The organism is Thalassobacter sp. (assembly GCF_982993085.1).
The window spans coordinates 1-26,987 of the sequence record NZ_CEZFMW010000041.1 but is presented as its reverse complement, the minus strand read 5'-3'; the positions used below and the strand labels follow the sequence as shown (position 1 = coordinate 26,987).

Annotated in this window: 20 protein-coding genes and 1 pseudogene; 11 read left to right on the top strand and 10 right to left on the bottom strand. The window is 59.7% G+C overall.

The genetic code is table 11. The features are described 5' to 3' along the window. The first annotated feature begins 148 nt into the window (after nucleotides 1–148). Both AC4GMC_RS08405 and AC4GMC_RS08400 read left to right on the top strand, forming a co-directional pair. Nucleotides 149–790 carry a DUF3047 domain-containing protein gene (locus AC4GMC_RS08405; protein ID WP_487876981.1) on the top strand — a complete coding sequence of 214 codons (642 nt, stop codon included), beginning with the start codon at nucleotides 149–151 and terminating at the stop codon, nucleotides 788–790. 25 nt (nucleotides 791–815) lie between these two features. After that, nucleotides 816–1,328, top strand: a complete 513-nt coding sequence (locus AC4GMC_RS08400) for a DUF2478 domain-containing protein (RefSeq protein ID WP_487876982.1) — start codon at nucleotides 816–818, stop codon at nucleotides 1,326–1,328. On the opposite strand, the gene AC4GMC_RS08395 is transcribed toward AC4GMC_RS08400, so the two are convergent. Next, the gene (locus AC4GMC_RS08395) at nucleotides 1,285–3,384 is read right to left on the bottom strand and encodes a TRAP transporter permease (RefSeq protein ID WP_487876983.1); all 2,100 of its coding nucleotides are present in this window, start codon (nucleotides 3,382–3,384) and stop codon (nucleotides 1,285–1,287) included. The two genes, AC4GMC_RS08400 and AC4GMC_RS08395, sit on opposite strands and share 44 nt — an antisense overlap. Nucleotides 3,385–3,446: 62 nt before the next feature. Next, nucleotides 3,447–4,457, bottom strand: a complete 1,011-nt coding sequence (locus AC4GMC_RS08390) for a TAXI family TRAP transporter solute-binding subunit (RefSeq protein WP_487876984.1) — start codon at nucleotides 4,455–4,457, stop codon at nucleotides 3,447–3,449. 142 nt (nucleotides 4,458–4,599) lie between these two features. On the opposite strand from AC4GMC_RS08390, the gene AC4GMC_RS08385 reads away from it, so the two are divergent. Further along, the gene (locus tag AC4GMC_RS08385; RefSeq protein ID WP_487876985.1) at nucleotides 4,600–5,709 is read left to right on the top strand and encodes a THUMP domain-containing class I SAM-dependent RNA methyltransferase; all 1,110 of its coding nucleotides are present in this window, start codon (nucleotides 4,600–4,602) and stop codon (nucleotides 5,707–5,709) included. Nucleotides 5,710–5,780: 71 nt separating this feature from the next. Next, nucleotides 5,781–8,186: a heavy metal translocating P-type ATPase gene (locus AC4GMC_RS08380; RefSeq protein WP_487876986.1), complete on the top strand. Its 2,406-nt coding sequence runs from the start codon at nucleotides 5,781–5,783 to the stop codon at nucleotides 8,184–8,186. Nucleotides 8,187–8,257: 71 nt separating this feature from the next. On the opposite strand, the gene AC4GMC_RS08375 is transcribed toward AC4GMC_RS08380, so the two are convergent. Both AC4GMC_RS08375 and AC4GMC_RS08370 read right to left on the bottom strand, forming a co-directional pair. Continuing rightward, entirely contained in the window at nucleotides 8,258–9,007 is a 750-nt protein-coding gene (locus AC4GMC_RS08375) for a glutathione S-transferase family protein (protein WP_487876987.1), read from the bottom strand. A gap of 47 nt (nucleotides 9,008–9,054) precedes the next feature. After that, a complete protein-coding gene (locus tag AC4GMC_RS08370; RefSeq protein WP_487878966.1) occupies nucleotides 9,055–9,834 on the bottom strand; it encodes a transporter substrate-binding domain-containing protein in 780 nt (259 codons plus the stop codon). Between the two features lie 125 nt (nucleotides 9,835–9,959). Between AC4GMC_RS08370 and AC4GMC_RS08365 the strand changes: the two are divergent. The 3 genes and pseudogenes from AC4GMC_RS08365 to AC4GMC_RS08355 all read left to right on the top strand — a co-directional run bounded on the left by AC4GMC_RS08365 (nucleotide 9,960) and on the right by AC4GMC_RS08355 (nucleotide 12,818). Then, nucleotides 9,960–10,707: pseudogene (locus tag AC4GMC_RS08365) on the top strand (amino acid ABC transporter ATP-binding protein). Nucleotides 10,708–10,716: 9 nt separating this feature from the next. Beyond that, entirely contained in the window at nucleotides 10,717–11,454 is a 738-nt protein-coding gene (locus AC4GMC_RS08360) for an amino acid ABC transporter permease (protein WP_038004530.1), read from the top strand. Then, nucleotides 11,451–12,818 (top strand): MATE family efflux transporter, encoded by a 1,368-nt coding sequence (locus tag AC4GMC_RS08355; protein WP_487877551.1) that lies wholly within the window; start codon nucleotides 11,451–11,453, stop codon nucleotides 12,816–12,818. Before AC4GMC_RS08360 ends, AC4GMC_RS08355 begins: the two co-directional genes overlap by 4 nt. Here AC4GMC_RS08355 and AC4GMC_RS08350 read toward each other — a convergent pair. Next, nucleotides 12,815–13,705, bottom strand: a complete 891-nt coding sequence (locus AC4GMC_RS08350) for a LysR substrate-binding domain-containing protein (RefSeq protein WP_487877552.1) — start codon at nucleotides 13,703–13,705, stop codon at nucleotides 12,815–12,817. The genes AC4GMC_RS08355 and AC4GMC_RS08350 overlap by 4 nt on opposite strands. 131 nt (nucleotides 13,706–13,836) lie before the next feature. On the opposite strand from AC4GMC_RS08350, the gene katG reads away from it, so the two are divergent. Together katG and AC4GMC_RS08340 are read left to right on the top strand one after the other, a co-directional pair. Then, nucleotides 13,837–16,035: a catalase/peroxidase HPI gene (gene katG, locus AC4GMC_RS08345; RefSeq protein ID WP_487877553.1), complete on the top strand. Its 2,199-nt coding sequence runs from the start codon at nucleotides 13,837–13,839 to the stop codon at nucleotides 16,033–16,035. 116 nt (nucleotides 16,036–16,151) lie between these two features. Then, nucleotides 16,152–17,783 (top strand): ABC transporter permease, encoded by a 1,632-nt coding sequence (locus AC4GMC_RS08340; RefSeq protein WP_487877554.1) that lies wholly within the window; start codon nucleotides 16,152–16,154, stop codon nucleotides 17,781–17,783. Between the two features lie 69 nt (nucleotides 17,784–17,852). On the opposite strand, the gene AC4GMC_RS08335 is transcribed toward AC4GMC_RS08340, so the two are convergent. Then, the gene (locus tag AC4GMC_RS08335; RefSeq protein ID WP_487877556.1) at nucleotides 17,853–18,845 is read right to left on the bottom strand and encodes an extracellular solute-binding protein; all 993 of its coding nucleotides are present in this window, start codon (nucleotides 18,843–18,845) and stop codon (nucleotides 17,853–17,855) included. Nucleotides 18,846–19,180: 335 nt separating this feature from the next. Here AC4GMC_RS08335 and AC4GMC_RS08330 point away from each other — a divergent pair, with 335 nt between their 5' ends. Together AC4GMC_RS08330 and AC4GMC_RS08325 are read left to right on the top strand one after the other, a co-directional pair. Further along, the gene (locus AC4GMC_RS08330) at nucleotides 19,181–20,314 is read left to right on the top strand and encodes an efflux RND transporter periplasmic adaptor subunit (protein ID WP_487877555.1); all 1,134 of its coding nucleotides are present in this window, start codon (nucleotides 19,181–19,183) and stop codon (nucleotides 20,312–20,314) included. A gap of 6 nt (nucleotides 20,315–20,320) precedes the next feature. Beyond that, entirely contained in the window at nucleotides 20,321–23,494 is a 3,174-nt protein-coding gene (locus AC4GMC_RS08325; RefSeq protein ID WP_487878069.1) for an efflux RND transporter permease subunit, read from the top strand. Between the two features lie 44 nt (nucleotides 23,495–23,538). On the opposite strand, the gene AC4GMC_RS08320 is transcribed toward AC4GMC_RS08325, so the two are convergent. The 4 genes from AC4GMC_RS08320 to AC4GMC_RS08305 form a co-directional block, all read right to left on the bottom strand. Beyond that, on the bottom strand, nucleotides 23,539–24,276 hold the full coding sequence (locus AC4GMC_RS08320) for a proteasome-type protease (RefSeq protein WP_487878068.1): 738 nt from the start codon (nucleotides 24,274–24,276) through the stop codon (nucleotides 23,539–23,541). 34 nt (nucleotides 24,277–24,310) lie between these two features. Continuing rightward, a complete protein-coding gene (locus AC4GMC_RS08315) occupies nucleotides 24,311–25,111 on the bottom strand; it encodes a transglutaminase family protein (protein WP_487878067.1) in 801 nt (266 codons plus the stop codon). Continuing rightward, the gene (locus AC4GMC_RS08310) at nucleotides 25,111–26,052 is read right to left on the bottom strand and encodes an alpha-E domain-containing protein (protein ID WP_487878066.1); all 942 of its coding nucleotides are present in this window, start codon (nucleotides 26,050–26,052) and stop codon (nucleotides 25,111–25,113) included. The genes AC4GMC_RS08315 and AC4GMC_RS08310 overlap by 1 nt, the downstream gene beginning before the upstream one ends. Nucleotides 26,053–26,055: 3 nt before the next feature. Next, on the bottom strand, nucleotides 26,056–26,987 hold a 932-nt coding region (locus AC4GMC_RS08305; RefSeq protein ID WP_488093446.1), incomplete at its 5' end, for a circularly permuted type 2 ATP-grasp protein.

Sequence of the window (26,987 nt, the reverse complement as noted above, 5' to 3'; positions counted from 1 at the left end):
TAATTTGGTGTGTCTTGGGGTTGTCCACAACTATATGCGGTGTGTTGGACAAAATACATGTCTTAGTGGCAAACGATCCACAAGCTAACCCAAACTACCCACAGCCTTGTGATTTCCCTTATTCCGCGCACCTTGCTCAACTGCCTGCATGAGACACACCATCACCGCCACCCTCGTGGCCTGCATACTCACCCTGCCTGCGGCAGCGACACAAATCCCCTTTGATGGCTCTTGGCGTGAGCAAGGGTTTCTGCGTCTTTTTTCAAATGACTATGCTCAACAGGGCAGCGCGTTAGACATAGTATCCGATGGAACAGTCTCGCTTTTATGGCGCGCAGTGCCCGAGGGTCTACGGGATGCAAAGGCTGCAAGTTGGGCTTGGGCGGTGCAACAAAGCGTGCCCCCTACGGACTTGGGCCAAAAGGGCGGCGATGACCGCAACATCGCGCTCTATTTCGTTTATACCACCCAAGAAAACGCCGCGAACATTAACCCAAACCGCGCTGCACGATTATTGCGGGACAAGAACACAACCGCCCTTGTCTACGTCTGGGGCGGCGACAAAACCCGCGGGACTGTCATGCAAAGCCCATATCACCCCGGCCTTCGTACTCTCGTGCGGCGCGGCGCGGGAACGGGTCAACATACCGAAACTGTTGATTTAGCCTCGGACTACCGCGCAGCATTTGGTACGGGCCCCGGCGTTCTGATCGGGGTGGGTGTTACGGCGGATGCGGACGACACCGACACATTTATTCGCGCCCAACTGAGCAATCTAACGTTGAACTAGAGCCGCTAAGGTGCACACTGCGCCCATGACACTTGCTTATACAATGATGCCCGGAAAGGGCGATATGGACCTGCTGCTGGCCCAACTGGCCCAGCGGCTAAGCGCACGCGGCGTGACCTGCGCCGGTGTGGTGCAACGCAACGTAGATTGCGGGCCAGAGCGTAAATGCGACATGGACCTTACGGTGCTGCATTCCGGCGAAGTGCTGCGGATATCGCAGTCTCTTGGGCTTGGCGCACGCGGTTGTCGGCTGGACCCTGCCGCGCTGGAACAGGCCGTGGCCGCCACGTCCCAAGCGCTGGACACCGCGGATCTTTTGCTCGTGAACAAGTTCGGTAAGCATGAGGCGCAGGGCCGTGGGTTTCGCCCCCTGATCGGTGAAGCAATGGCCGCCGATCTGCCCGTTTTATGTGGCCTCAACGGGGCCAATCTGGCCGCGTTTCAAGAGTTCACCGGGGGCCTCGCAGTTGAGGTCGCCCCGGATCTTGACGCCCTTATGGCGTGGGCTGAGGCACAGATTTCGCAACCCGCAAGTTGATCACAAGGCTGGCGATCACGATAGCTGCGCCGATCAACTGAACCCGCATGTCTGATGGCCAGAGGCAGGCAACACCTGCCACTGCCAAGACTGCGCGCCATACCACGCCCAAGCGCGCTTCCATGCAGCCCTGAAGCGCTGCGGCCAGTGCATAAATGCCAACAACCGCAAAGGCGAACACGGTCAACATCGCCCCCCAGTCCCCCGACAACAGCGGCGTGTAGGCGAACAGGACAGGTACGATATAAAGCCCCTTCGCCAGCTTCCACGAAGCCACGCCGGTGGCCATCGCCGGTGCCCGCGCAATGGCCGCCGCGGTAAACGCCGCCAGAGCCACAGGTGGCGTCACGTTGCTGTCTTGGGACAGCCAAAAGATGATCATATGCGCCGACAAGATCGCCGTTACGGCCACATCCTGCGGGACAACCAAGTCGCGCAAAGGTGCCGCCAATTCTAGCGGCAAGCCACCGACCAGCGCGCTTGCAGCCGCAGGATCCATTGGCCCCGCCAATGCCATTATCGCCTCAGGCACGCCGATCATTAGGATCGCCTTTGCCGGGTCCGCCAGCGTCCCGGCGACCAACGCGTCGATCACAAATCGGTCCGAAATCATCCCCGCCAGGGCGGGCGCCGACAGCGTCGCAAGCACGATATAAGCCGCTGTGACGGGCAACCCCATGCCCAAAACCAACGAGGCCAATGCGATCAAGAAAATCGCTATCAGGATGTTCCCCCCCGACCAGCTTGCGATCATCAGGCTGAACGTATTGCCCACACCCGCCGTGGTGATCACGTTCACGACCAAGCCCACCGCGCAGAGCAAAACCGCCGTGAGCACCATATTCTTGGTCCCGAGGATCAAAGCCTCCCACACGGCTTTGGGGCCCATTGGATTTTGCGTAAGCCAGCTGGATGCAATCACCGCGACAATGCCGAAAACCGCCGCATAAGTGGGGGTAAAGCCCGCGACCAACATGCCGATCAGCAATGTAATCGGGATCACAAAACTGGCGCCGCCTTTGCGGAAGGCCGAGCCAAGTGTTTGGCCATCCGACGGCATCGGAGCGAGGTTCATGCGCTTGGCCTCAATCCGGACGAAAAACGCCACGGAGAGGAAATACAATAGCGCCGGAAGTGCCGCGACAGCGACAATCGTCTCGTATGAGATCTGCGTAAAGCTGGCCATTACAAAGGCACCGGCCCCCATGATTGGCGGCATCAACTGCCCGCCCGTGGAGGATGCGGCCTCTACTCCGCCAGCAAACTTGGGCTTAAATCCCGCCTTCTTCATCAGGGGGATGGTGATGACCCCAGTGGACGCCGTATTCGCCACCGCAGAGCCAGAGATCGTGCCCGTAAGCCCCGATGCAATCACCGCGACGATGCCCGGCCCACCCACCAATTTGCCCGCAACCGCACGCGCAAGGTCGATCACGAACTCGCCCGCGCCAGACCGCAGCAAGAACGCGCCAAAAATGATGAACAAGAAAACATAAGTAGAGGATATGCGCGCGATCGTCCCGAACATCGCGTCATCCCCATAGATGGAGCGGAACGCGACGGTTTCCCAGCTAAGGCCGGGGAACGAAAAGACGCCTCCAATGAGCGAGCCCCACCAACCGACATAGGTCAGTGCAAGGACGATCAGCGTGGGGATAATCATCCCTGTCAGACGGCGCGTCAGCTCAACCGCGCCTGCGACACAGATGCCAATCGCGATCCAGTCGAGTGTAATCAGCTTCACCCCGCGATCGTAAATCGCATTCTCCGCGAGGGATAAATAAATAGCGGAGGCGGCGATCAGAACCCCAAAAAGAATATCCAGAGCGCGAACCGCCGGGTTGGTCGCAAGTGGATACAATAGACAGGCCAAGAACCCAAAGCCCGCATAGTGAAAGGCGTTGCGTTGCAGTTCCGAGATAAAGGGATCAAGCGCCACATACAGATGCATCAACGCGATGCCCGCGCACAGCACCCCCAAAAGCACACCCGCAAGGCCGGTATATTCCCGTGTCAAACCGCCCTCTTCGCGGTCCACTGGTGTTGCGTCAGCCATCGTATCCCCTCCCCGGAATAGAAGAAGGGCCAGCGGTTTGTTCCGCTGGCCCTAAGGTCGTTTTACTGCGCGATCAGGCGCGCGGGGATTTCGATCCCGACTTCTTCATAGTAACGCTGCGCACCGGGGTGCAGCGGCACTGGCAGGCCTGCAATGGCGGAGTCAATTGCCATGGCTTTGGTCGCGGGGTGGATCGCCTGCAAGAAGGGCAGGTTTTCATACATGGTTTTGGTGATCATGTAGACGTGCTCTTCGGGCAGGTCGGCGTGCGTGGCCAAGAAGTTAGGCTGCGCCATCGTCTGGATATCCTCGGTCTGACCGGGGTAAGTGCCAGCCGCGATGGTGTAGGGCGTCCAAAGTTCACGACCGCCGTCTGCGGCTGCAAGTTCCTCGGGTGTCACGTTCAGGAATTTCACGCTGTCACCTGCTGCAGCCAACAATTGGCTAACGGCACCAGTTGGGACACCTGCGGGTGTCGAAATGCCTTTGACCTGACCGTTCTGCAGCGCCTCAGCCGAGGGGCCATAACCTGCGTACACCAGATCGAACGCTTCGTTGATGTCGATGCCTAAGCCAGCCATCAGAGCGGCGTTGGAACCGATTGTCCCGGAGTTTTGACGCCCCAGAGCCATGGATGCACCTGTCAGTTTGGTCACATCCGACAGCGTGCCAGTTTCGGCGGCATCAGCGGCGATGATGAATTGCTCAACGTTCTGCCACAGCATCGAAACTGAGCGCAGGTGCTCTTGGGGGCCGACTTCTGCCAGCGGGCCCGTGCCCGTCGCAGCGTAGTACCCAAACAGACCCTGCAAAATGCCGAACTGTGCTTCGCCTTCGCGGATCAGACGAACGTTTTCGCCCGAACCTGCCGACGAAATCGCGGACATGCCGATTTTTTGTTTTGGCTGCAGCTTGACCTTGACCAGCGTGGAAAGGGCCACGCCGACGGGATAATAGGTGCCACCGGTGGAGGCCGTCGACAGCACATAATTGGCTTCTTCGGCTTTTGCTGTTCCCATGGCACCAACGGCCAAGACAGCCGCCGCGAAGGCCGCTTTCGTAAACATCTTCATCAGATCTCTCCCATTTTTGCCCCACCCTCGTCGTGGGGGTCCCGAGAATGTAAACGTTCTGACAAGAATTCCCACCACATACCGACCGTGGCTGGCATTTTTTCGGCTCGCTGCGGCGGGCATTTGGCGCTAGGGACGCAGGATGGGCAACTTTGAAATCTTTGCGACGACCACACCTGGGCTAGAACACACTTTGTGCACCGAAGTGGTCGAATTGGGCTATGATGGAGCGCAGGTCGTTCCGGGCGGTGTCACATTTGAGGGCGGCTGGCCCGATGTGTGGCGGGCAAACCTGTGGCTGCGCAGCGCGGGCCGGGTTTTGGCCCGTGTGGGCAGCTTTCGGGCGTTCCACCTTGCGCAGCTGGACAAGCGTGCACGCAAATTCGACTGGGCGGCCTTTTTGCGCACTGATGTACCCGTGCGGGTCGAAGTGACCTGCCGCAAGTCCAAAATCTATCACGACAACGCCGCACGACAGCGCGTGGAACGCGCCCTAACCGAAAGCGCGGGCGTCACCCTGTCGGCTGAGGCTGAGGTCGTGCTCAAGGTTCGCATTTTCGATGACTTATGCACTATCAGCATCGATACTTCTGGCGAAAGTCTACACAAACGCGGGCACAAGGCGGGCGTGGGCAAGGCCCCTATGCGCGAAAACATGGCGGCGGCCTTTTTGTGGCAATGCGGGTTTACGGGCCATGAAGCCGTGGTGGACCCCATGTGCGGCTCTGGCACTTTTGTGATTGAGGCGGCGGAAATTGCCGCGGGCATCGCGCCAGGACGGTCGCGCAGCTTTGCTTTTGAACAACTTGCCACCTTTGACGCAGATGCATGGACCGCGATGCGCGCCAAGGCCCAAGGCCACCAGACCAAGGCCGCTACGCAATTCCACGGCTCCGACCGGGATGCAGGCGCAATCAAGATGGCCACGGACAATGCCGCGCGCGCAGGCGTCGCCGTGACATTCACGCGCGCCGCCGCTAGCGACCTGACCCCACCATCCGATACCGCGCCCGGGCTTGTCATCGTCAATCCGCCCTATGGCGCGCGCATCGGCGAACGCAAACTGCTATTCTCTCTCTACGGGGCCCTCGGCAAAACCCTGCTAGAACGATTTAGCGGGTGGCGGGTTGGCATTATCACCTCCGACGGTGGGCTGGCCAAGGCCACTGGCCTGCCGCTCTTGCCGACAGAGGGACCCATCGCGCATGGCGGCCTAAAGGTGCAGTTGTACCGCACCGATCCCCTGCCCTGACGCTTTCGCCGCAGGCAGCGGGCCTTGGCAAATTGTGGGTTTTGTTCCTATCTGAGAAGAGAGGAGCATCTATGTCCCGCACTATCACATTTTCAATTACCGGCCTGCATTGCGCGTCTTGCGTTGGCCGCGCCGAGGCTGCGTTGTCGGCAGTTCCGGGCGTGACATCGGCGCAAGTAAACCTCGCCTCGGAAACTGCGCAGATGCAGGTAGCGGACGACGATACATTCCTAGCCGCCCGCGCGGCCCTCGAAACGGCAGGCTATCCGGCGGCCACATCACAGGCGGACCTTACGATCACTGGGCTACATTGCGCGTCATGCGTCGGTCGGGCCGAAAGCGCATTGCGCGCGGTTCCCGGCGTCACGCAGGCCAGCGTTAACCTTGCATCCGAGACAGCAAAGATCACCTACGTTGAGGGTGTCACGACACCTGCCCAACTGGCCCAAGCGGTGACGGATGCTGGATACACCGCCCATGTCACCAACAGCGCGATCCCGCGGGTCGATAGAAAAGCCGCCGAAAGTACCGCACTGCAACGCGCGGCATTGATCGCCGGTATTTTGACCCTGCCGGTGTTGATCCTCGAAATGGGCAGTCACTTATCGCCTGCCTTCCACCACTGGATACAAATGACCATCAGCATGCGCACCAGTTGGCTCATCCAATTCGCACTGGCGACAGTCGTTTTGGCAGGCCCCGGTGCAGTGTTCTTTCGGCTTGGGGTGCCCAGCCTGCTGCGCGGCGCGCCCGAGATGAACGCGCTTGTCGCATTGGGCACTGCATCGGCATGGGGGTTTTCAACGGTGGCTCTGTTTGCGCCGAACATCCTGCCCGAGGGTACGCAGGCCATCTACTTTGAAGCGGCTGCCGTGATCTGCACCCTAATCCTGCTCGGCCGCGCACTAGAGGCCCGTGCTAAGGGCCGCACGGGGGCCGCCATCACCCGGTTGATCGGACTGCGCCCAGCAACCGCCCGGGTCGAGACCGATGCAGGCCCCGTCGAACGCCCCCTTGCGGACGTCATTGTTGGCGACCGCTTGCACATTCGCCCCGGCGAACGCGTGCCCGTAGACGGCACCGTTGTGTCGGGTGACAGCTTTGTCGATCAAAGCATGATTTCGGGCGAGCCCGTGCCTATTCACGCAACCCCCGGCACGCAGGTCATCGGCGGCACGGTCAACGGGACTGGAGCCTTGGTAATGGAAGCCCGCGCCGTCGGGCGCGACACCGTCTTGGCGCAAGTGATCGACATGGTCCAAACCGCCCAAGGCGCAAAGCTACCGGTCCAGGCCTTGGTGGACCGGGTCACTGGGGTATTCGTGCCCGTTGTGATGGGGTTGGCGGCAATTACGATAGGAATTTGGTTGATATTCGGCCCGGATCCCGCGCTGGGGCTGGCACTGGTGTCGGGCGTATCCGTCCTGATTATTGCCTGCCCCTGCGCCATGGGCCTTGCGACACCGACGTCCATCATGGTTGGCTCGGGCCGCGCCGCAGATCTGGGGGTGTTATTTCGCAAGGGCGAGGCATTGCAGCGCCTTGAGAAAATTTCAACGATTGCCTTCGACAAAACGGGCACGCTGACAGAGGGCCGCCCGGAGTTGACCACACTCACTCTGCGCGAAGGGCTAGACCGAGACACCGTCTTGGCCCAAATCGCTGCCGTAGAAAGCCAGTCCGAGCACCCCATCGCGCAGGCGATTTGTCGCGCGGCTGATGGCTTGCCCCTGCTCAAGGCAACCAAATTCAGCGCCACCCCAGGTATGGGTGCAAGCGCCCTTGTTGACGGCAAAACGATCCAAGTAGGTGCCGCGCGATTTATGGCCCAGCTGGGCGTGACGCTAGATCTAGACGGGCCTTTCAGTCCGGCAGAGACGCCCCTTTATGCGGCGATTGATGGCCACTTGGTGGCGGCTATCGGCGTGTCAGACCGCATCAAAGACAGCACACCCGCCGCAATCGCATCATTGCGGGAGATGGGGCTAAGAGTTGCGATGATTACGGGCGACGCGGCTTCTACCGCCGATGCGGTGGCCGCGAAGCTTGGAATTGATATCGTGGTGTCAGACTGTCTGCCCGCGGACAAGACGGCCGCTCTTGAGCGGTTGCGCGCGGACGGCCCGTTGGCTTTTGTCGGCGATGGGATCAATGATGCGCCCGCGCTGGCTTTGGCGGACGTGGGCCTTGCGATCGGAACCGGGACCGATATCGCGATGGAGGCAGCGGATGTGGTTTTGATGTCCGGGGATTTGGGCGGAGTTGCGCGCGCCGTGGCCATAAGTCGAGCGACAATGCGTAATATCCGACAAAACCTTTTCTGGGCATTCGCCTACAACACTGCCTTGATCCCGGTCGCAATGGGCGCGCTCTACCCCGTTTGGGGTGTGATGCTGTCGCCCATGCTTGCCGGCGGAGCGATGGCGTTAAGCTCTGTCTTTGTGGTGACCAACGCGCTGAGACTGCGCCGGGCGTAAAGGGGCGCTGCCCCCGCCGCTGACGCGCCTCCCCCGGGATATTCGGGAACCAAAGAGTGTTTTGAACCTATCTAGGGTCGGGCTTTTTGAAGGTAATCCTCCATTGCTGGGCGGTAGAACTCCAGTTCGTCAGAGACAGCTTTGAACCCGTGCAAGCGCGTTTGGTAGGCGCGTACAGCGGTGGGCCATTCGACGGGCACGCCAAGCGCGGTTTCCATCGCATCGATCCATGCGAACGTGATAGCGAAGCCTGTATCACAGAGCCACAATTGATCTGTTGGCAACTGGGAATGGCTGAGTAAAAGTTCGAGGGCCTTGAGGCTTTGGCTCAGCGCGGCGCCACAGGTTCGGACCGCATCCATGTCGCGTGTAGCATGGGCGACCTGTGGGAAGAGTGCCCGTACGTTGGGTTCGAGGCGCGTGTCGTGCAGCCGCCCAAATTCGCGGGCCTTAGCTCGCTGGCGCAGATCAGCAGGAAGCATCGGGACATCTGGGAAGGCTTCGTTGAGGTATTCGGCAATGGCCTCACTGTCGGCGAGCATAAAGCCATCATGCACCATGGCGGGGATATTGCCGGAAGGCACGATGGCTTTGTATTCCGCCGAACCATAACCGCCGGGTGGGGGCAGTTCTTTCCACGCGAGGCCCTTGTGGCGCAGTGTGACCCGCAGCTTGGCAGTGTAGGTCGAAACGGGGACATTGTAGATAATGAGCATAGAGCCTCCGAACAGGTGCTTGGGCAGAATTAGCACGGTTTTGCCCGCGTCCCAGTATGAGAAAAATGTAGCGATTGCAGGCCGTGCATTTGTGGTCAATTGCATAAAAAAGACCGCCCCAAAGGACGGCCTTTTCTAAGATTGGTCGAGAATTATTCAGCCAAAAGCTGCCATTTCACACCCAGTTCGTCAAAGAACCCCTGCTCTTGCTTGAGCGTGATCCATGTGTTGACGTAGTTGATCCAGACCTGATCAGCCTGTGGCATCAGCATCGCGATGGGGGTTGGCGCGCGCCCCTGGGACACGGGCACAATCATCAACTGGTCGTACTGTGCGACCAGTTTGTTGGCCTCTACGTTAGAGGTGATGTTGGCATCTGCGCGACCGGCAAGAACTTCTTGGAAGTCACGGGCGGGGGCTTCGACGATCCGGTGCTCGGCGTTCGGAAAGAACGCTTTGACCTGTTGCTCTTGCGTGGTGCCCAAGGTCGCGGCGACTTTGACGTCTGCCTGATTGAGATCTTCCCACTCAGAAAAACGACCTGCGTTTTCCTTGAGCGTCAGTGGCACCGTCGCAAGTGAGAAATAGCTGCTTGAGTAGCCTGCGGCCTTTGCGCGGGCCGGCGATACGGACGCGGAGCCTGTGATGTGGTATTGACCAGCAGTCACACCTGCGACCAGCGTTTTCCAGTCTGTGGGGACGAATTCGATCTCGACACCCAAATCGGCGGCGAGTTGTGTCATCACGTCGATATCGTAGCCAGTGTAGCTATTTGTGGCTACGTCGCGCATGGTCATCGGGTTCCAGTCACCCGTTGTGCCGACCTTTAGCACGCCCTCCGACAGGATTTCCTGCAAGACGGATTGTGCGTGCGCGGCCACGGTGCTCGCGGCCAGTGCGACAATCGTCGCGGTGGTTTTGAAAAAAGTCATCGGGATACCTTCCTGTTTGATGATTGGGACATAGTTTGCCACTCAAGGAAAGAAATGCCCAGTGGTGTCTAATTTTTATGACACTATAGTTTATAAAAATCTGACACGAGCCAGAAAGACCCTCCATGCCCGATGCCGCACAGGCGCCCCTCATTTCGATGCAGGGCGTTTCCAAGTTTTTTGATGATTTTCAAGCGCTCAAGGACGTTTCTCTTTCCGTTAAGGAAGGTGAGCGTGTTGTGGTGTGTGGTCCCTCCGGGTCCGGCAAATCGACCTTGATCCGCTGCATCAACCGCCTTGAGGCCCATGAAACCGGCGATATCGTGGTGGATGGTGTCACGCTAAGCGACAAAACACTTGATCACATTCGCGGCACCGTTGGGATGGTGTTTCAACAGTTCAACCTGTTTCCGCATCTGACTGTGCTTGAAAACCTCACGCTGGGGCCGCGGCGCGCCTTGGGCCTAAGCGAGGAAGAAGCCGAGGCCCGCGCGATGCTATACCTAGAGCGTGTGCGCATCCCCGATCAGGCTAACAAGCTGCCGCGCCAACTGTCTGGCGGCCAACAGCAACGCGTGGCCATCGCTCGGTCCCTGTGCATGGAGCCTCGCATTCTACTATTCGATGAGCCGACCTCAGCCCTTGATCCCGAAATGATCGCCGAAGTCTTGGATGTAATGGTCGAACTGGCGCGGTCCGGTATGACGATGATCGTGGTCACGCACGAAATGGGCTTTGCGCGCAAAGTCGCGGACACCATGGTGTTCATGGACAAAGGCGAAATCGTCGAAGTCGGCCCCCCCCGAGCAAGTGTTCAAAGCGCCCAAATCAGAGCGTTTCGCCACTTTTCTCAATCAAATCCTCAATCATTAGGGGCGCGTCATGAACCGTATTTTCCTTCTCGTTCCCCTGCTGCTGTTAACGGGATGCGGCGGCGCCAACTGGGGCTGGTACATTATCGATCCGACCACGACGACCGGTTGGAACAACCTCAAATTCTTGGCCTCCGGTGCGTATTGGACCATTGCCCTTTCGCTGACGGCGATCTGTTTTTCCGTGGTAATCGGGCTGTTGATCGCCCTGCCGGGCCTGTCGAAACACCGGGGCTGGCGCGGGGTCAACCGCACCTATGTTGAGCTGGTCCGTGCCGTCCCGATCCTCGTCCTCATCCTATGGGTTTGGTACGGGCTGCCTGTCGTGTCGGGCATTAACCTGACGATTTTTTGGGCCGGTGTCCTCGCCCTCGCGCTATCGGACAGCGCGTTTCAGGCCGAGATTTTTCGCGCAGGCATCCAGTCAGTTGCGCGCGGCCAGTATGAGGCGGCGCAGTCCATCTCGCTCAACTACCGCGATACGATGCGCTATGTGATCCTACCCCAAGCCATCCGCCGCATCCTGCCCGCCTTGGGCAATCAATTCGTCTATATGATCAAAATGTCGTCGCTTGTGTCGGTCATTGGCATGCAGGAACTGACCCGCAAGGCGAATGAGTTGTCCGTAAGCGTTTATCGACCGCTCGAAATTTACACGATCCTTGTGGTGGAATATTTGATTTTGATCCTTATCGTTTCTGCGGGTGTCCGCTGGCTGGAGCGTAAAATGCAAGCAGCCGAGCAATGAAGAACCGTCGCGAATACGACCTAACCGAGGGCCCAATGTCGGGCCACTTTTGGCGATTGGCCGTGCCTGCGGCCATGGGGATGCTGTTTGCCACGCTTTATAACGTGGTCGATGTGTTTTACGCAGGGATGCTCTCGACCGAAGCGCAGGCCGGGTTGGCCATCGGGTTCCAAGCGTTTTTCGTCTTTATGGCCATCGGCTTTGGCCTCAGCTCCGCCATGAGCGCGCTTGTCTCAAACGCGAAAGGCGCCAAGAACACAGACGACGCCCGCGCCATCGCCGCCCAAGGGATCACCTATGGCGTTATCGCCACAGCAATCCTGATGGGTGTGGCGTATTTCGTAGGCCCCGCCCTGATCACGGTCGTGTCCGAGCCGGGCGGCTACCGCGATGCGGCGATGGGCTATTTTTACGTCCTGATCTTTTCGCTGCCGGGGTTTTTCATGTCCTATGGGGCGAACGGCATTCTTCAGGCGCATGGCGACACCGTTTCGATGCAGCGCGCATTGATGGTCGCCTTCGTGGCCAACATCGTGCTCAACCCGCTTTTGATGTTTACGCTGGGCTTTGGCTTTAACGGGATCGCGATTGCAACCGTGCTTAGCCAAACCGGTGTGATGGTCTGGATCCTTTACCGCGTGTCACAGCTTGAGATTTTCGAAGGCATCACCCGCGCGGCTTTTGCCCCTGATATGTCCCGTTTCCGCGCCATCACATCGCAGCTCTTGCCGTCCTCTACCGCTATGATGGTAATGTTCGTCTCAGGCTTCGTGGTGCAATTCGCACTCAAGGGTTTTGGTGAAAGCGCAATTGCAGCCTACGGCGTGGGCCTCCGGATTGAGCAGATCTTGCTTTTGCCTGTTCTCGGGATGACCGGCGCGCTCTTGCCCATCGCGGGGCAGAACTTTGGTGGCGGGCACCACGACCGCGTCCGCGACGCGTTGTTCTATTGCTGGAAGCTCGGCTTTGCGATGACTGTCATCGCGACCCCAACTCTGTGGTTTGGCGGGGCTTACTTTGTGTCGCTTTTCTCGGACGACCCAGAGGTGATCGCGGTCGGCGCAAGCTATCTCAAGGTCGATGCCATTCTCTTCCCGATCTACATGATGCTGTTTTCCATCAACTCGATCCTTCAGGCACTTAAGCAACCCGTCTACACCCTGTGGATCAGCCTCTACCGTCAAGGGTTCGGCGTGGCGGCTTTCATCTGGCTGTTCGTGGGGGCCATGGGCTTTGACGTTTGGGGCGTTTGGTTCGGCATCGCGACGGCCGTGGCCTCGGGCTGGGTCATCGCGTTGATCGTGGTGCAACGGGTCGCGACACGGCACATGGGTGGGTTGTTCGGCGTGGCTGCGCGCGCCTAGTTCAGGGCCGCGACCCGAACAACCTGTGCAATATCGTGCAACTGCGCGGCCAATGGGCTGGACCTGCGCCACACCATCCCAACGGTTCGGGTTGGTGGCTGCGCGCCAGAAAAGACCGTGACATCCACCTGCGTTGACCGGGTTTCCAGCCGCACCGCCATTTCCGGCAATAGCGTAACGCCAATGCCCGCATCGACCATTTGCACCAGCGTCGACAGCGATGAGGCATCCAGCGCCTCACGCCCCACACCGCTCAGGCCACAAAACTCAAGCGCTTGGTCGCGAAAACAATGCCCCTCTTCCAACAGCAGCAGGCGCATTTCGGCCATCGCCTGGGCGTCCGGTACGGGGCGGCCAGCCTCTGCCCCTGGGCGCACAAGGACAAAGGGTTCGTCGAACAATGCGACCTCTGTCAGCCCCGGCTCAGACACCGGCAGGGCGACAATCGCCGCCTCTAGCAACCCAGCCTCAACATCCGCCAACAGTCGGTGCGTTTGTGTTTCACGCACATGCAGGTCCAGCCCCGCATGACTGCGGCCCAGCGCGGTCATCACCTGCGGCAACAGATAGGGCGCAATGGTGGGAATCACGCCCAGCCGCAAACGCCCCATAAGCTGGTCTTGGGCGGCGCGGGCCATCTCGCCCATGTCTTCGACCTGTGCAAGCACCTCGCGGGCTTTGGCCACAAACCGTGCCCCAAATTCCGTCAGCCGCACTTGCCGCCCGCCGCGTTCCACAAGCGCAAGGCCAAGGCTGTCCTCCAATTCTTTGATCTGCATAGACAGCGCGGGCTGTGACACAGCACAGATCGAAGCCGCACGGCCAAAATGCCCCTGTGCAGCGAGGGCATCCAAATAGCGAAGCTGTTTGAGCGTCAAGTTAATCATCAGAAATTCTTATCACTATTATCAGATAAAACAAGTTCCCCTGATTTACCTCAGATGTTAGAATAATTCCAAGACGGCTTGATTGCTGCTTAGACGCCGTCACCTTTAACCAACAGATTTGGAGAGTTTCCATGGATGGAGCCCCCGTAGACAGCGCTGGCAAATGCCCGGTGATGCACAACACAAGCGCCACAGGTTCGACCGCGAACCAGCATTGGTGGCCAAACCAGTTGAACCTCAAGGTTCTGCACCAACAAGGCAAAACGCCCGACCCCATGGGCGCCGATTTTAACTACGCTGAAGCATTCAAATCGCTTGATCTGGATGCGGTTCGCGCCGACCTGCACGCGCTGATGACCGACAGCCAAGACTGGTGGCCCGCAGACTACGGCCACTACGGCCCGTTCTTCATCCGGATGGCGTGGCACTCTGCCGGGACCTACCGCGTGGGCGATGGTCGCGGTGGCGCGGGCGCAGGCAACTTGCGGTTCGCACCGTTGAACTCGTGGCCCGACAACGGCAACCTCGACAAAGCCCGCCGCCTTTTGTGGCCGATCAAGCAAAAGTACGGCGCAAGCCTCAGCTGGGCCGACCTGATGATCCTGACAGGCAACGTAGCACTCGAATCCATGGGCTTTGAAACCTTTGGTTTCGCTGGTGGTCGCGCTGATATTTGGGAGCCCGAGGAAGACATCTATTGGGGCCCCGAGACCGAATGGCTGGGCGACGACACAGAGCGTTATAACGACCCGCGTGAACTGATTGGTGCCCTAGGTGCCGTGCAAATGGGCCTGATCTATGTGAACCCCGAAGGCCCTATGGGTAACCCAGACCCACAGGCATCGGCCCACGACGTGCGCGAAACCTTCCTGAAAATGGCGATGAACGACGAAGAAACCGTTGCTTTGGTTGCCGGTGGTCACACCTTTGGCAAGGCACACGGCGCTGCTGATCCAGGCCAGTATGTCGGCCCCGAGCCTGAGGGCGCACCACTGGAAGCCATGGCAACCGGTTGGTCGAACTCCTACGAGAGCGGCAAAGGCGTGCACACCATTACCTCCGGCATCGAGGGTGCATGGACGCGTAACCCAATCGTGTGGGACAACGACTACTTTGACATTCTGCTCGGCTATGAGTGGACGCTGTCGTCCTCACCCGCGGGTGCACACCAGTGGATCCCAACCGACCCAGCTGCCGGCGACATCGTGCCCGACGCACACGACGCAGCACAGCGTCACGCGCCGATCATGACCACCGCCGACTTGGCCTTGCGCACCGACCCCGCCTACCGCGAAATCTCGGAGCGTTTCCACAAGGACCCAGCCGCCTTTGCGGACGCCTTTGCCCGCGCATGGTACAAGCTGACCCACCGCGACATGGGCCCCTATGAGTGTGGCCTTGGCCCCCTTGTGCCCGCAGAGCCGCAGCCATGGCAGGACCCGGTTCCCGCTGTCACGCACCCCTTGGTGTCGGACGCAGACGTCGCAGACCTCAAGGCAGCACTGCTCGAATCCGGCCTTAGCGTGCAGGAAATGACCCGTGTGGCATGGGCTTCGGCCTCGACCTTCCGCGGTTCCGACAAACGTGGTGGGGCCAATGGCGCACGCATCCGTTTGGCCCCTGCCAAGGACTGGGAAGTCAACAACCCCGCCGAATTGTCCAAGGTCTTGGACGTTCTCGAAGGGATCAAAGCGGACTTTGACGCCAAGGGCGACACCAAAGTATCCATGGCTGATCTGATCGTGCTGGCCGGTTCCGCCGCAGTGGAAAAAGCCGCCAAGGACGCAGGTCACGACGTCACGGTGCCCTTCACACCGGGCCGCACCGACGCCACCCAAGAGATGACGGACACGCACAGCTACGGCTGGCTTGAGCCGCGCTCGGACGCGATGCGCAACTACGTCGCCGCCAGCCAGACCCGCGCCCCTGCGGAACTGATGGTGGACCGTGCACAACTGCTGGGTCTGAACGCGCCCGAGCTGACCGCACTGGTCGGCGGCATGCGTGCGATTGGTGCCAACTACGACGGCTCTGATCATGGTGTGTTCACCGCCCGCAAAGGACAGCTGACGAACGACTACTTCGTCAACGTCCTCGATATGGGCACCGAGTGGACCAAAACCGGCGATACCGCCTATGCCGGCAAAGATCGCGCAACAGGTGCTGCCAAATGGACCGGCACCGCCGTCGATCTGGTCTTTGGTTCCAACTCGCAACTGCGGGCTGTGGCCGAAGTATACGGCGCCAGTGATGGTGAGCCCAAGCTGGTCGCAGACTTTGTCGCCGCATGGACCAAGGTCATGAACGCGGATCGTTTCGACCTGGTATAAGCGCACCGCATACCACGCTTTTGGGCCGTCCCTTCAGGGGGCGGCCCTTTTTCTTAGCTTTTCTGTCAGGCAGCATCGGGGTATCAACCCCAGAACCCAATTTGACGGAGCTCGCCTTGGCCGCTTTCCTATCCGGACGCTTCTTTGTCATCACCGCAAGTGTGATCGCGCTTTTGTGCCTGTTGCCGCACGTGGCGGTTTTGCTCGCGGCATTCTCCGGTTCATTCGACACGCTAGAACAACTGAGCAATACGGTGCTGGGCCGGTACGCATCCGCAACCTTGATACTGGTCATCTGCGTGGCCTTTGGCACGGCCTGCTTGGGCGCGGGGGCGGCGTGGCTGGTCACGATGACCGACTTCCCTGGACGCCGTTTATGCGAAATCGCACTGGTGATCCCGCTTGCCTTTCCGGCCTATGTGCTCGCCTACGCCTATACGCATATCCTCGATCACCCGGGCATCGTGCAAACCACTTTGCGGGCCATGTTCGGCTGGGGGCCGCGGGATTATTGGTTCCCCGAAATCCGCTCTATCGGGGGGGCGGCACTCATGCTGACGCTGGTGCTGTATCCATATGTCTACCTTTTGGCGCGCGCCTCGTTCATGGGCCAAAGCGCCACGACATTCCACGCGGCCCGCGCACTGGGGCGCACACCTACGGGCGCGTTCTTCTCAGTCTGTTTGCCGCTTGCCCGGCCCGCCATTGCGGCGGGGGTCATGCTTGCCACAATGGAAACCATCGCGGACTTTGGCACCGTCGCCTATTTTGGCGTCCAGACCTTTGCCACCGGTATCTATACCAGTTGGTTCACGCTAGCCGACCGCGCTGCCGCCGCGCAGTTGGCTCTGGGGTTACTGGCCTTTGCCCTGCTACTCGCGATGCTGGAACGCTACAGCCGGGGCAACGTGCGTTACAACAACGGCCGCCGCCAAGAAGCGATGGTCCGGATACAACTGACAGGCACCGGAAAATGGGGGGCGATGACGCTTTGTCTGCTGCCCGTCGTGCTGGGCGTTGTGATCCCGGTCATTACGCTGACGACAATGGCCATCGGGTCTGAACAGAACATTTTTAGCCGCCGCTACATCGGCTTTGTCCAAAACACACTGACGCTCGCGACTATTGCGGCACTACTGACGGTGGCAGGGGCGATCGTGTTGGGATCCGTCCACCGGATCAAGGCCACGCGCTTGACGGGTGCTGCCCTTTATATAGCGCGGTTGGGGTATGCGGTGCCCGGAGGGGTGATCGCCGTGGGGCTGTTGGTGCCCTTTGCGGCCTTTGACAACACTCTGGATGCATGGATGCGGGCGACCTTTGATGTCTCTACAGGTCTGTTGTTCACCGGGTCTATCTGGGTGCTGATCCTCGCCTATCTGATCCGCTTTATGGCGGCTGCGCTTGGGTCGTACGAGGGCGGTATTTCTGCGGTCAGCCCCAATATGGACGCCGCCGCGCGGGTCCTTGGCCAGGGGGTTGGTGGGCTGGTGCGCCGGGTACACGCGCCGATCATCGCACCCAGCCTGTTCACCGCTGCCCTCATCGTGTTTGTGGATGTGATCAAAGAACTACCAGCTACGCTCATCATGCGGCCCTTCAACTATGACACGCTTGCGGTGCAGGCCTATCGCCTCGCCTCAGACGAACGTCTGCAAGGCGCGGCAGTACCCAGCCTGATGATCGCTCTTCTGGGCTTGATCCCGGTGGTGTTGCTGTGTCGACGCGTCGCCCGCGACAACGCATAAAGCCACCTAGACCCAAACCAAAAAGGGCGCGCCCAGCGGCACGCCCTTTGACTTGCAATTTGACTAGATTTATTCCCAGCCAACCGCGTTGAAAATAGCCTGAGCCTTGGGCACATTCGCCGCGATCTCAGAAGCTTGCAGATCATCGGGCTTAAAGATTCCAAGTGCGGCAACCGACGTGCTTAGCTCCACACCCGGCACCGCCGGATACTCATCATTCCCGGCTGAAAAGTACTGCTGCGCCTGATCGCTCGCGAGGTATTCGAGGAACTTGATCGCGTTTTCACGGTTCGGTGCGTGTGCGGCCACCCCGCCACCTGAAAGGTTCATATGAGCGCCTTCGGCATCCTGCGCCGGGAACACCCAGCCAATGTTGGCCAGCGCCTCCGCATTCAGCCCATCCACATCGCGGCGCAACGCGCGGGAGAAATAATAGGTGTTCGAGATGGAGATATCACATTCACCCGAGACGAGCCCACGAAGCTGATCGGTATCACCACCCTGCGGATCACGGGCAAAGTTATTCACAAAGCCAGCCGCCCATTCCTGCGCCGCCTCTTCGCCATGGTTGGCGATGATCGCGCCCATCAAGGTCTGCGAATACACGTTCGTCGAGGAGCGGTGGCACACCATGCCCTCATACGCGGGGTCGGCCAGATCAAGGTATGATTTGGGTGGGTTCTGAACGTCCGCTTTGTCATAGAAAATGATCCGCGCGCGCTGTGAAAACCCGAACCACTGGTTGTCACTGTCCTGCAGATAATCCGGCAGGCGGTCCTCTAGCGAAGCACTTTCGATGGATTGCAGCACACCGGCGGCCTTGGCCCGCTCCAGCCGCGAGGTATCGACGGTCAGCAGGATATCGGCCGGTGAATTCGCACCTTCTGCCTGCATCCGGGTGATCAACTCGTCGGCCTTGCCTTCGATCCGGTTGATCTCAATGCCCGTGGCGTCGGTAAAATCCGAATACAGACGCTCGTCGGTGTCGTAGTGGCGCGACGAATAAAGGTTCAGTTCGCCCTCGGCGAAACCAACGCTTGGCGTACCGGTCATTGCGACCATCGCAAGCGTGAAAACAGAGACGGTGGATTTAAATGTCATGGGTCTTTCCTTATTCCGACTAATACAGTCAATTACTCAATCTCGCGAGCCTGTCAAGCATTCCATACTAAAACACTCAATTTTATAAATCCCGTCAAATGCACCCTCTGCTCGCCCCCCATCAGGACTGAGGGCAAGGTAAGCAATCCGCCCCTTTTTCAGGCAGCTAGCACCAGCTGACACTGCGCAGCCACGCGCAGTCCTCTGTTCATCCATGTGCGTTGGGTTTGCCACTAGATCGCGCTATGTGATGACGAGCCGGACGGGGTGAACCGCCCGCAAACAAGGACTTAGACATGCGCGCATTCAAACTATTGGCCACTTTGGCATTCATCAGCACCCTGCCTGCGGTCACGCTGGCGCAGGGACGGCCCGCCATGGTCGAAACTGCGGATGTTGCACTACAGACCAGTTCGGACACGATTGCCGTGTTTGGCCAAGTTGTGTCGGGCCGCGAAAGCGCGGTTGCCGCGCGGGTCGCAGGCGTGGTCGAAAGCGTCCCACCGAGGGTCGGCGCACATGTCACCGCCGGTGAGATTCTTGCGCAGTTAGATACAGAATTGCTGAGCCTCCAGATCGGCCAAGCCGAAGCCGAAGCAGGTATTGCCGCGGCCGGCGTCGGTGTGGCCGAGGCCCGCGTCGACCGGGCCCAACGCGCCCTACGCCGGGCCGAAACCCTGCGCGAGAATGCCAATATCTCGCAGGCACAACTCGAAGATCGGTTGAGCGATTTTGACGAAGCCGTCGCCACCCGCGCCGAGGCGCAGGCCCGCCTGCGCGCCGCCGAAGTTGCACGCAGCCAAGCCCAATACGCCTTTGACAACGCGATCATACGCGCGCCTTTTGACGCCGTCGTCCTAGAGGTTAACACCGAGGTCGGGCAGTTCATTTCGCTGGGCAGCCAAGTGGTCACGCTGCTTGATATCGGCGCAATGGAGGTAGAGGCCAACGTGCCCGCACGCTTCATCAGCGCGCTGCAATCCGACCAACCAGTGTCTGCCAGCACAGATGTGGGCGGCAGCCTAGAGGTCACCCTGCGTGCCATTCTACCAACGGAATTCGCGGCCACCCGCACCCGGCCCGTCCGGTTTGAGGTCACGCAACCCGACGTGACCATCGCCGTGGGCCAGACCGTCACGCTGGACATTCCCGTCAGCGCCCCGCGTGAGGTCGTCTCGGTCCCCAAAGACGCATTGGTGCAAGGCGCGGGCGGATGGATGGTATTTGTGAACGCCGACGGCACCGCACAACCACGCCCCGTGGATATTGGTGCCGCGATGGCCGGCGGGTTTGAGGTTCTGTCGGGTCTCGCACCCGGCGATCAGGTCGTCGTGCGCGGCAATGAACGCCTGCGGCCGGGGCAAAGCATCATGTCAACCAACGCGCCCCCCCCTACGGCAGACGCCGAAACAACAGACAACCAAGGATAAGAACCCATGGATCTGATCCGCGCGTCTATTCAACGCCCCATCGCGGTCGTTGCCGTTGTCATCATGGCCGTGCTGTTCGGGGCGCTTGCCCTTAGCCGCATCCCGGTTCAGCTGGCCCCAGATGTTCGCAAACCCGTGGTCGTGGTCGAAACCAGTTGGCCAGGTGCTGCCCCCGCAGAAGTTGAGCGTGAAATCGTCAACCTCCAGGAGGATGCATTCCGCGGGCTTGAAGGTCTCGAAACGATGACCAGCCGATCCCGGACCGGGCAGGCAGAGGTCACGCTGGAATTCGCGGTCGGCTCGGATATGGGCGACATCTTGTTGTTGGTGTCAAACCGGCTCGACCGTGTGGGGGGCTATCCGGCAGAAGCCGGTGAGCCGACGCTCAACACTTCCGGCTCGGACGATAGCCCCATCGCATGGGTCATCCTGCGCGCCGCCGAAGGCAACACGCGCCTGATGTCGACCTATGGAGATTTCGTCGAAGACGTCCTAAAAGAACGGGTCGAACGCGTTGATGGGGTGTCTACCGTCAACGTCTTTGGCGGCGTTTCGCGCGAGCTGCAAATCGTGATCCGCCCCGAGGAATTGGCCCGGTTTGGCCTGACCATCCCCGCAGTCGTCAACCGCTTGCGCGCGGAAAACATCTCGCTCTCTGCTGGCGATGTGGATGAGGGAAAGCGCCGCTATGTCGTGCGTGCTGACGGCAACCTCAACACCATTGCGGCCATCGAAAGCGTCGTTTTGCGCAGCGCCAGCCTTGGCACAACAGGGGCCTTGGGCCGCGTCACGGTCAGCGAAGTCGCCGATGTCGGGTTTTCCTACAAGGAGCCGACCGCGCGCTTGCGGTTTCGGGGTGAACCCGCGCTGGCCTTCAACATTGTGCGCGAACAAGGCGCCAACGTGATTGCAACGATGGAGGCCGTAAAGGACGTCTTGGCCGATCTGGAGGCAGGCCCCGTTGCGGACAACAACCTTCTGATGGAACAAGTCTATGACGAGACCATCTACATCGAAGGCGCCATCGATCTGGTGACGCAAAACATCTGGGTCGGCGGCCTGCTAGCGGCCATGGTGCTGCTGCTGTTCCTACGATCCCCACGGGCAACGCTGGTCATCAGCCTCGCGATCCCGGTGTCCATCGTGGCAACCTTCGTCGCGATGGCGGCCACGGGGCGTACGCTCAACGTGATTTCACTAGCCGGGATCGCCTTTGCTGTGGGCATGATTGTAGACGCCGCGATTGTCGTGCTCGAAAACATCTACCGCCTGCGCGAACAAGGCAAATCCCGATTTGAAGCGGCCTACGAGGGCGCGCGTCAGGTCTGGGGCGCGATCCTTGTATCGGCCCTGACGACGGTCATGGTGTTCATCCCTATCCTCGTGATGCAGCTAGAGGCAGGGCAGTTGTTCCGCGATATCGCCGTGGCGATTTCGGTGTCCGTCCTGCTTTCGCTGGTGGTGGCCGTGACGGTTATCCCCGCGCTCTCAAGTCGGCTACTTTCGGGCAGCAACACCAAGCCAATGCCCCTACCGGGGATCGACCATTTTGGCCGCGCGTTTTCGTGGATGATCATGGCCTATGTCCGGCTAACCGTGCGGTTCCGTGTGGCCGGTTTGATCATGGTGGGCGCAATCGCGACGGGCGCGACCTTGGCTGCGATCACCTTCTTGCCCAAGCTCGAATACCTGCCTGAGGGCAACCGGAACCTCGTCTTTGGCCTGATCATCCCGCCCCCCGGCTACAATCTGGACACGACCGAAACCATCGCCCAGCGCATTGAGGCCGTGGCCGAACCCATGTGGCAGGCCCGCCCCGCGACCCAGCTTGAGGACGGCACCCCTGCCCTTCAATCGTTCTTCTTCGTGGCAACCCCCGGCAACAGTTTTGTCGGGGCCGCCGCCGTAGATGGCACCCGCGTGGCAGAGGTCATCCCGGTGCTGTCGCGACCCATTTTCGCCGAACCCGGCACGTTTGGGTTTATGACCCAACCGTCGCTGTTCGGTCGGGGTGTGGGGGGCGGCCGCACCATTGAGCTTAATATCTCCGGCGATGAACTGGAGGATATCCTGAGCGTCGCAGGCCAAGCGGCAGGACTGGTTTCGGGGCTGTTACCACGCTCTGACGGGCACCAGTTCCGGCCCATCCCCGGCCTAGAACTGGGCGCCCCCGAAGTTCGGCTTTTGCCTGATCGGGTCCGTCTTGCGGATGCGGGGCTAACCACGCAGGATCTTGCGGCAACGGTTGATGCCTATAACGACGGGTTGCGCGTGGCGGAAATCAGCGTCGGCAACCGACGCCTCGATCTGACGCTCAAGGGCGATGAAGATGCCCTATCGGGCCTGCGCACACAGGACGTGGGTGATTTTCCGGTCGTCACGCCCTCGGGGCAGATCGTGCCCGTGTCCGAACTGGCTGAGGTCCGCGTCACCGCTGGCCCCACCGAAATCCGCCACTTGGACCGGCTGCGTACCGTAACGCTTGAAATCCGTCCCTCCGACGCGCTGCCCCTTGAGGCAGCGGTAGAGTTGCTAGAGACCGAAGTCATCGCAGCCCTTGAGGCACGTGGCCTGCCACCCGGCGTACGCTTGGGCGTTTCTGGCAGCGCCGATGCCCTGTCCGAGACGTGGAACGCCATCCAGATCAACCTCGCGATCGCGCTGGTGATCGTGTTCCTCGTCATGGCGATCCTGTTCGAAAGCTTTGTTCTGCCGCTGGTCGTAATGATCTCGGTGCCTGTGGCGGCAGCCGGGGGTGTGGGCGGCCTCGCGTTGTTGAACCTAGTGGGTACGCAGCCGTTGGACATGCTGACGCTTTTGGGCTTCATTATTCTGGTCGGGATCGTGGTGAACAACGCAATCCTGATCGTCCACCAATCGCTATACCACCTGCGCGAAGACGGAATGCCACCCATCGACGCCATTGAGGAGGCCACGCGCAACCGCATCCGACCGATCTTTATGTCTACGCTGACGTCGATCTGTGGGATGATGCCGCTGGTCGTGTTCCCCGGTGCTGGGTCCGAGCTGTATCGCGGCCTTGGAGCAGTGGTCGTGGGCGGGCTGTCTATGTCCGCTTTCTTGACGCTATTGACCGTGCCGCCACTGTTACGGTTGGTGCTGTCAGCGCCTTCCCGCGATGCGGTGGACATAAACGCCAAGGCCGCCCCGGCGGAATAAACACACGCTGCCCCAAGCCGGAACACCGGTTCGGGACAGCGCCTCTATTCCTCAACCGGATAGTTCGGCAACTGATCCAAAGCGGACCGCAGCGCATCGCCCCAGCCCTGCGAAATCGACTGATAGATCGGATCTTCGTAATTGATCCGCATCTCTTGGCCCGCTTCAAAACTGTCGGATTTGTAGATCGTCACATCAAACGGCGGCGCGACGGATATGTTGGCCTTCACTGTTGAATCGAACGACACCAACAACAGCTTCAACGCCTCTGGAAAGTCGAGTGTCGGGTCATAGGCGCGCACAAGGATAGGCTTGCCGTACTTGGTTTCCCCAATCTGGAAAAACGGCGCATCGGCGGTCACTTCGATAAAATTCCCCTCCGGGTACACCAGAAAAATAGTCGGCTGCCCGCCGCGTATTTGGCCACCCACGATTACGGATGCGGCAAAAGTATCCGCGCTTTCGGGGCCTTCAGCCGCACTGTCTAGGATCACTTCCTTGAGCGTGCTGCCCACAAGCCGTGCAATTTGAAACATGGTGGGCTGCTGCAAAATACCGGGCGCGCGGTTTTCAGCGGCCTCTGATCGTTCTTGCAACAAAGAAATCATCGCCTGCGTTGTGGCCAGATTGCCCGCAGTCATAATGGTGATGCTTCGCTCCCCCGGAACGGTCCAATTGAACATTTTCCGACTAGAGGAGATATTATCCACCCCCGCATTCGTGCGGGTATCCGACATGAAAACCAGCCCCCTATCGAGCTTCATGCCCACGCAATATGTCATGCGACGTATCCTGTATTACTGCCTGATAGGCTTTCTACTGCTGCACCTGCAAAGAAACCATTAACTCTTCGCCACCCTTACCCATCCGCAGGCCCGAAATAGGCGCAGCGTCCCGCGCATCACGACCCACCGCCAACCGCACATAGCGGTCATCCGGACTGATCCCGTTGGACACATCGAACCCGACCCACCCCAGGTCCGGCACATGTATTTCGGCCCAAGCGTGGTTTGCATCCTGATGCACCCGACCATCGATGCGTAAATACCCGCTCACGTAGCGCGCGGGATACCCCGCTTGGCGCGCCACTGCGATGAAAATATGGCTGTGATCCTGACACACGCCGTGACCGATGGCGATGGCCTCTTGGGCGGTTGTGGCGGCGTGGGTCTTGTCGGTGTCATAGGTGACCTTGCTCAAGATTTCATGGCACAGCGCATGCCCCCCCTCTAGCGGGTTTTGGGCCGCGCTTAACACCCTGAGAAAGGGGGCAGCCACATCATCGGTCAAATGCGTTACCGGCGTGATCTGCTGAAAATGCCACAGCGGCGCACGACCATAGACGGGCCCCAAAACCCCCGCCAAATCATGGGTGTTGATCGTGCCCTGCGCCGTAATCACTAACGACTGCGTCCCCGGCTCTGCACTTATCAAATCCACGTTGTTGCCGTAGTGGTCACGGTACCCGGCCTCAATCTTGCCGCCCTCTACCGTCAGGTCCCATGCCTCAATCTCTTGCAACTTGGACCCCGAAGGCCGCAGCCGAGCCTTTTGCAGGGCATACACAACGGGTGTGTCATAGCTGTAGTGCGTGGCGTGCGTGACAAAGAGTTGCATTATTCAAAGAACCTATAGTCTTTTTCGATCTGAAGCCCCAATTCCCCCAGATGCACCAAGGTCGTGCTGAGAAATTCGTGCAGGCCCTCATCGAAAATTTCATGGATATCGCGCCCGCGCAGGCGGCTATCGATGGCATGCGCGCGTTCTAGGCTTTCGGTTTCCCGCCCGTATTGGTCACAAATGTAGGTCAGGTTATCGACCAGATTGTCCGCGCAATACCCCAAAGACCGCGGCATCCGCCGATCCAAAATCAGAAAGTTCGCGATTTTGGCGGCGTTGTATTCGCCATCACCGCCCCATCGAAACGCCCGATGCCCCGAGACAGATCGCAACAACGTCTCCCACTGCACGTTATCCATCTTGGAGCCGACAAACGACGGTGACGGCAACAGGGCATGGTATTTTACATCCACGATCCGCGCGGTGTTGTCCGCCCGTTCCAGAAACGTCCCGAGACGGCAGAAATCATACACATCATTGCGCAACATCGTGCCATGCAGCGCGCCGCGCACCAGCGCAGATTGTCGTCGGATACTGGCCAGCACCTTTGGCAATTCGGTGTCGAGCACGGGCGCAGACAGCTGATCACACAGCCGCATCCATGTCTCATTCACCGCGCCCCACACCTCAGAGGTGATGGCCGTGCGGGTCAGGCGCGCATTGTCCCGCGCATTCTTGATCAGGCTCATCACTGAACTGGGGTTGCTGGGATCACGCAGCAAAAACTCGGTCACTTGCGTGCTTTGATAGGTCTGGCATTTGGCCTCATAGGCGGCCTGCTGCGCCGACGTCACAATGACCGACCGCCAATCTGACGCCGGATCAGTCGAGCGTGTCAGGGCAATGCGAAACCCCGCCTCAATCAAACGCGCAGTGTTTTCCGCCCGCTCTAGGTTGCGAAACATCCAATACAGACCACCGGCGGTTTTACCTAGCATTGCTCAATCCTCCAGCACCCAAGTGTCCTTGGTCCCGCCCCCTTGGGAGGAGTTCACAACAAGGCTGCCCTCGGTCATGGCAACGCGCGTCAGCCCGCCGGGCACGATGTTAACCTGCTCGGGCGAGACCAACGCAAACGGGCGTAAATCCACGTGCCGCGGCGCAAGGCCTGCTTCGGTGAAGATCGGCACAGTGGACAGCGACAGTGTCGGCTGCGCGATGTAGTTGGCGGGGTTGGCGCGTAGTTTGTCGGCAAAGGCCGCTAGCTCAGCCTTGCTGGCCGCAGGCCCCACCAACATGCCGTACCCGCCCGAACCGTGCACCTCTTTGACCACCAAATCCTTGAGGTTTTCGAGCGTGTATTTCAGGCTGTCAGGTTCCGAGCATCGAAACGTCTCCACGTTCTTAAGGATCGCTTTTTCGCCGGTATAGAACTCAACAATATCCGGCATATAGCTATAGATCGCCTTGTCATCGGCGACCCCCGTCCCCGGCGCATTGGCGATGGTGATATTGCCTGCACGGTAGACATCCATAATGCCCGGCACCCCTAACATGCTGTCAGGACGAAACGTCAGCGGGTCCAAGAAATCATCATCGACCCGGCGATACAGCACATCAATCACCTTAAACCCACGGGTCGTGCGCATCGCAATATGCCCGTCCACAATCCGCAGGTCGTGCCCCTCAACCAGTTGCACCCCCATCTGATCGGCCAAAAAGCTGTGTTCAAAATAAGCAGAATTGTGGATGCCGGGCGTCAGGACCGCGACACAGGGCCGGCCTTTGCAATTGGGCGGCGCAGAGGCCTCGAGCGAGGCACGCAGGTTCTTGGGATAATCGCTGACGCGTTTGACCTTTTGCTTACTGAACAGTTCGGGAAACATTTGCAGCATCGTTTCCCGGTTTTCGAGCATATAGCTCACCCCCGAAG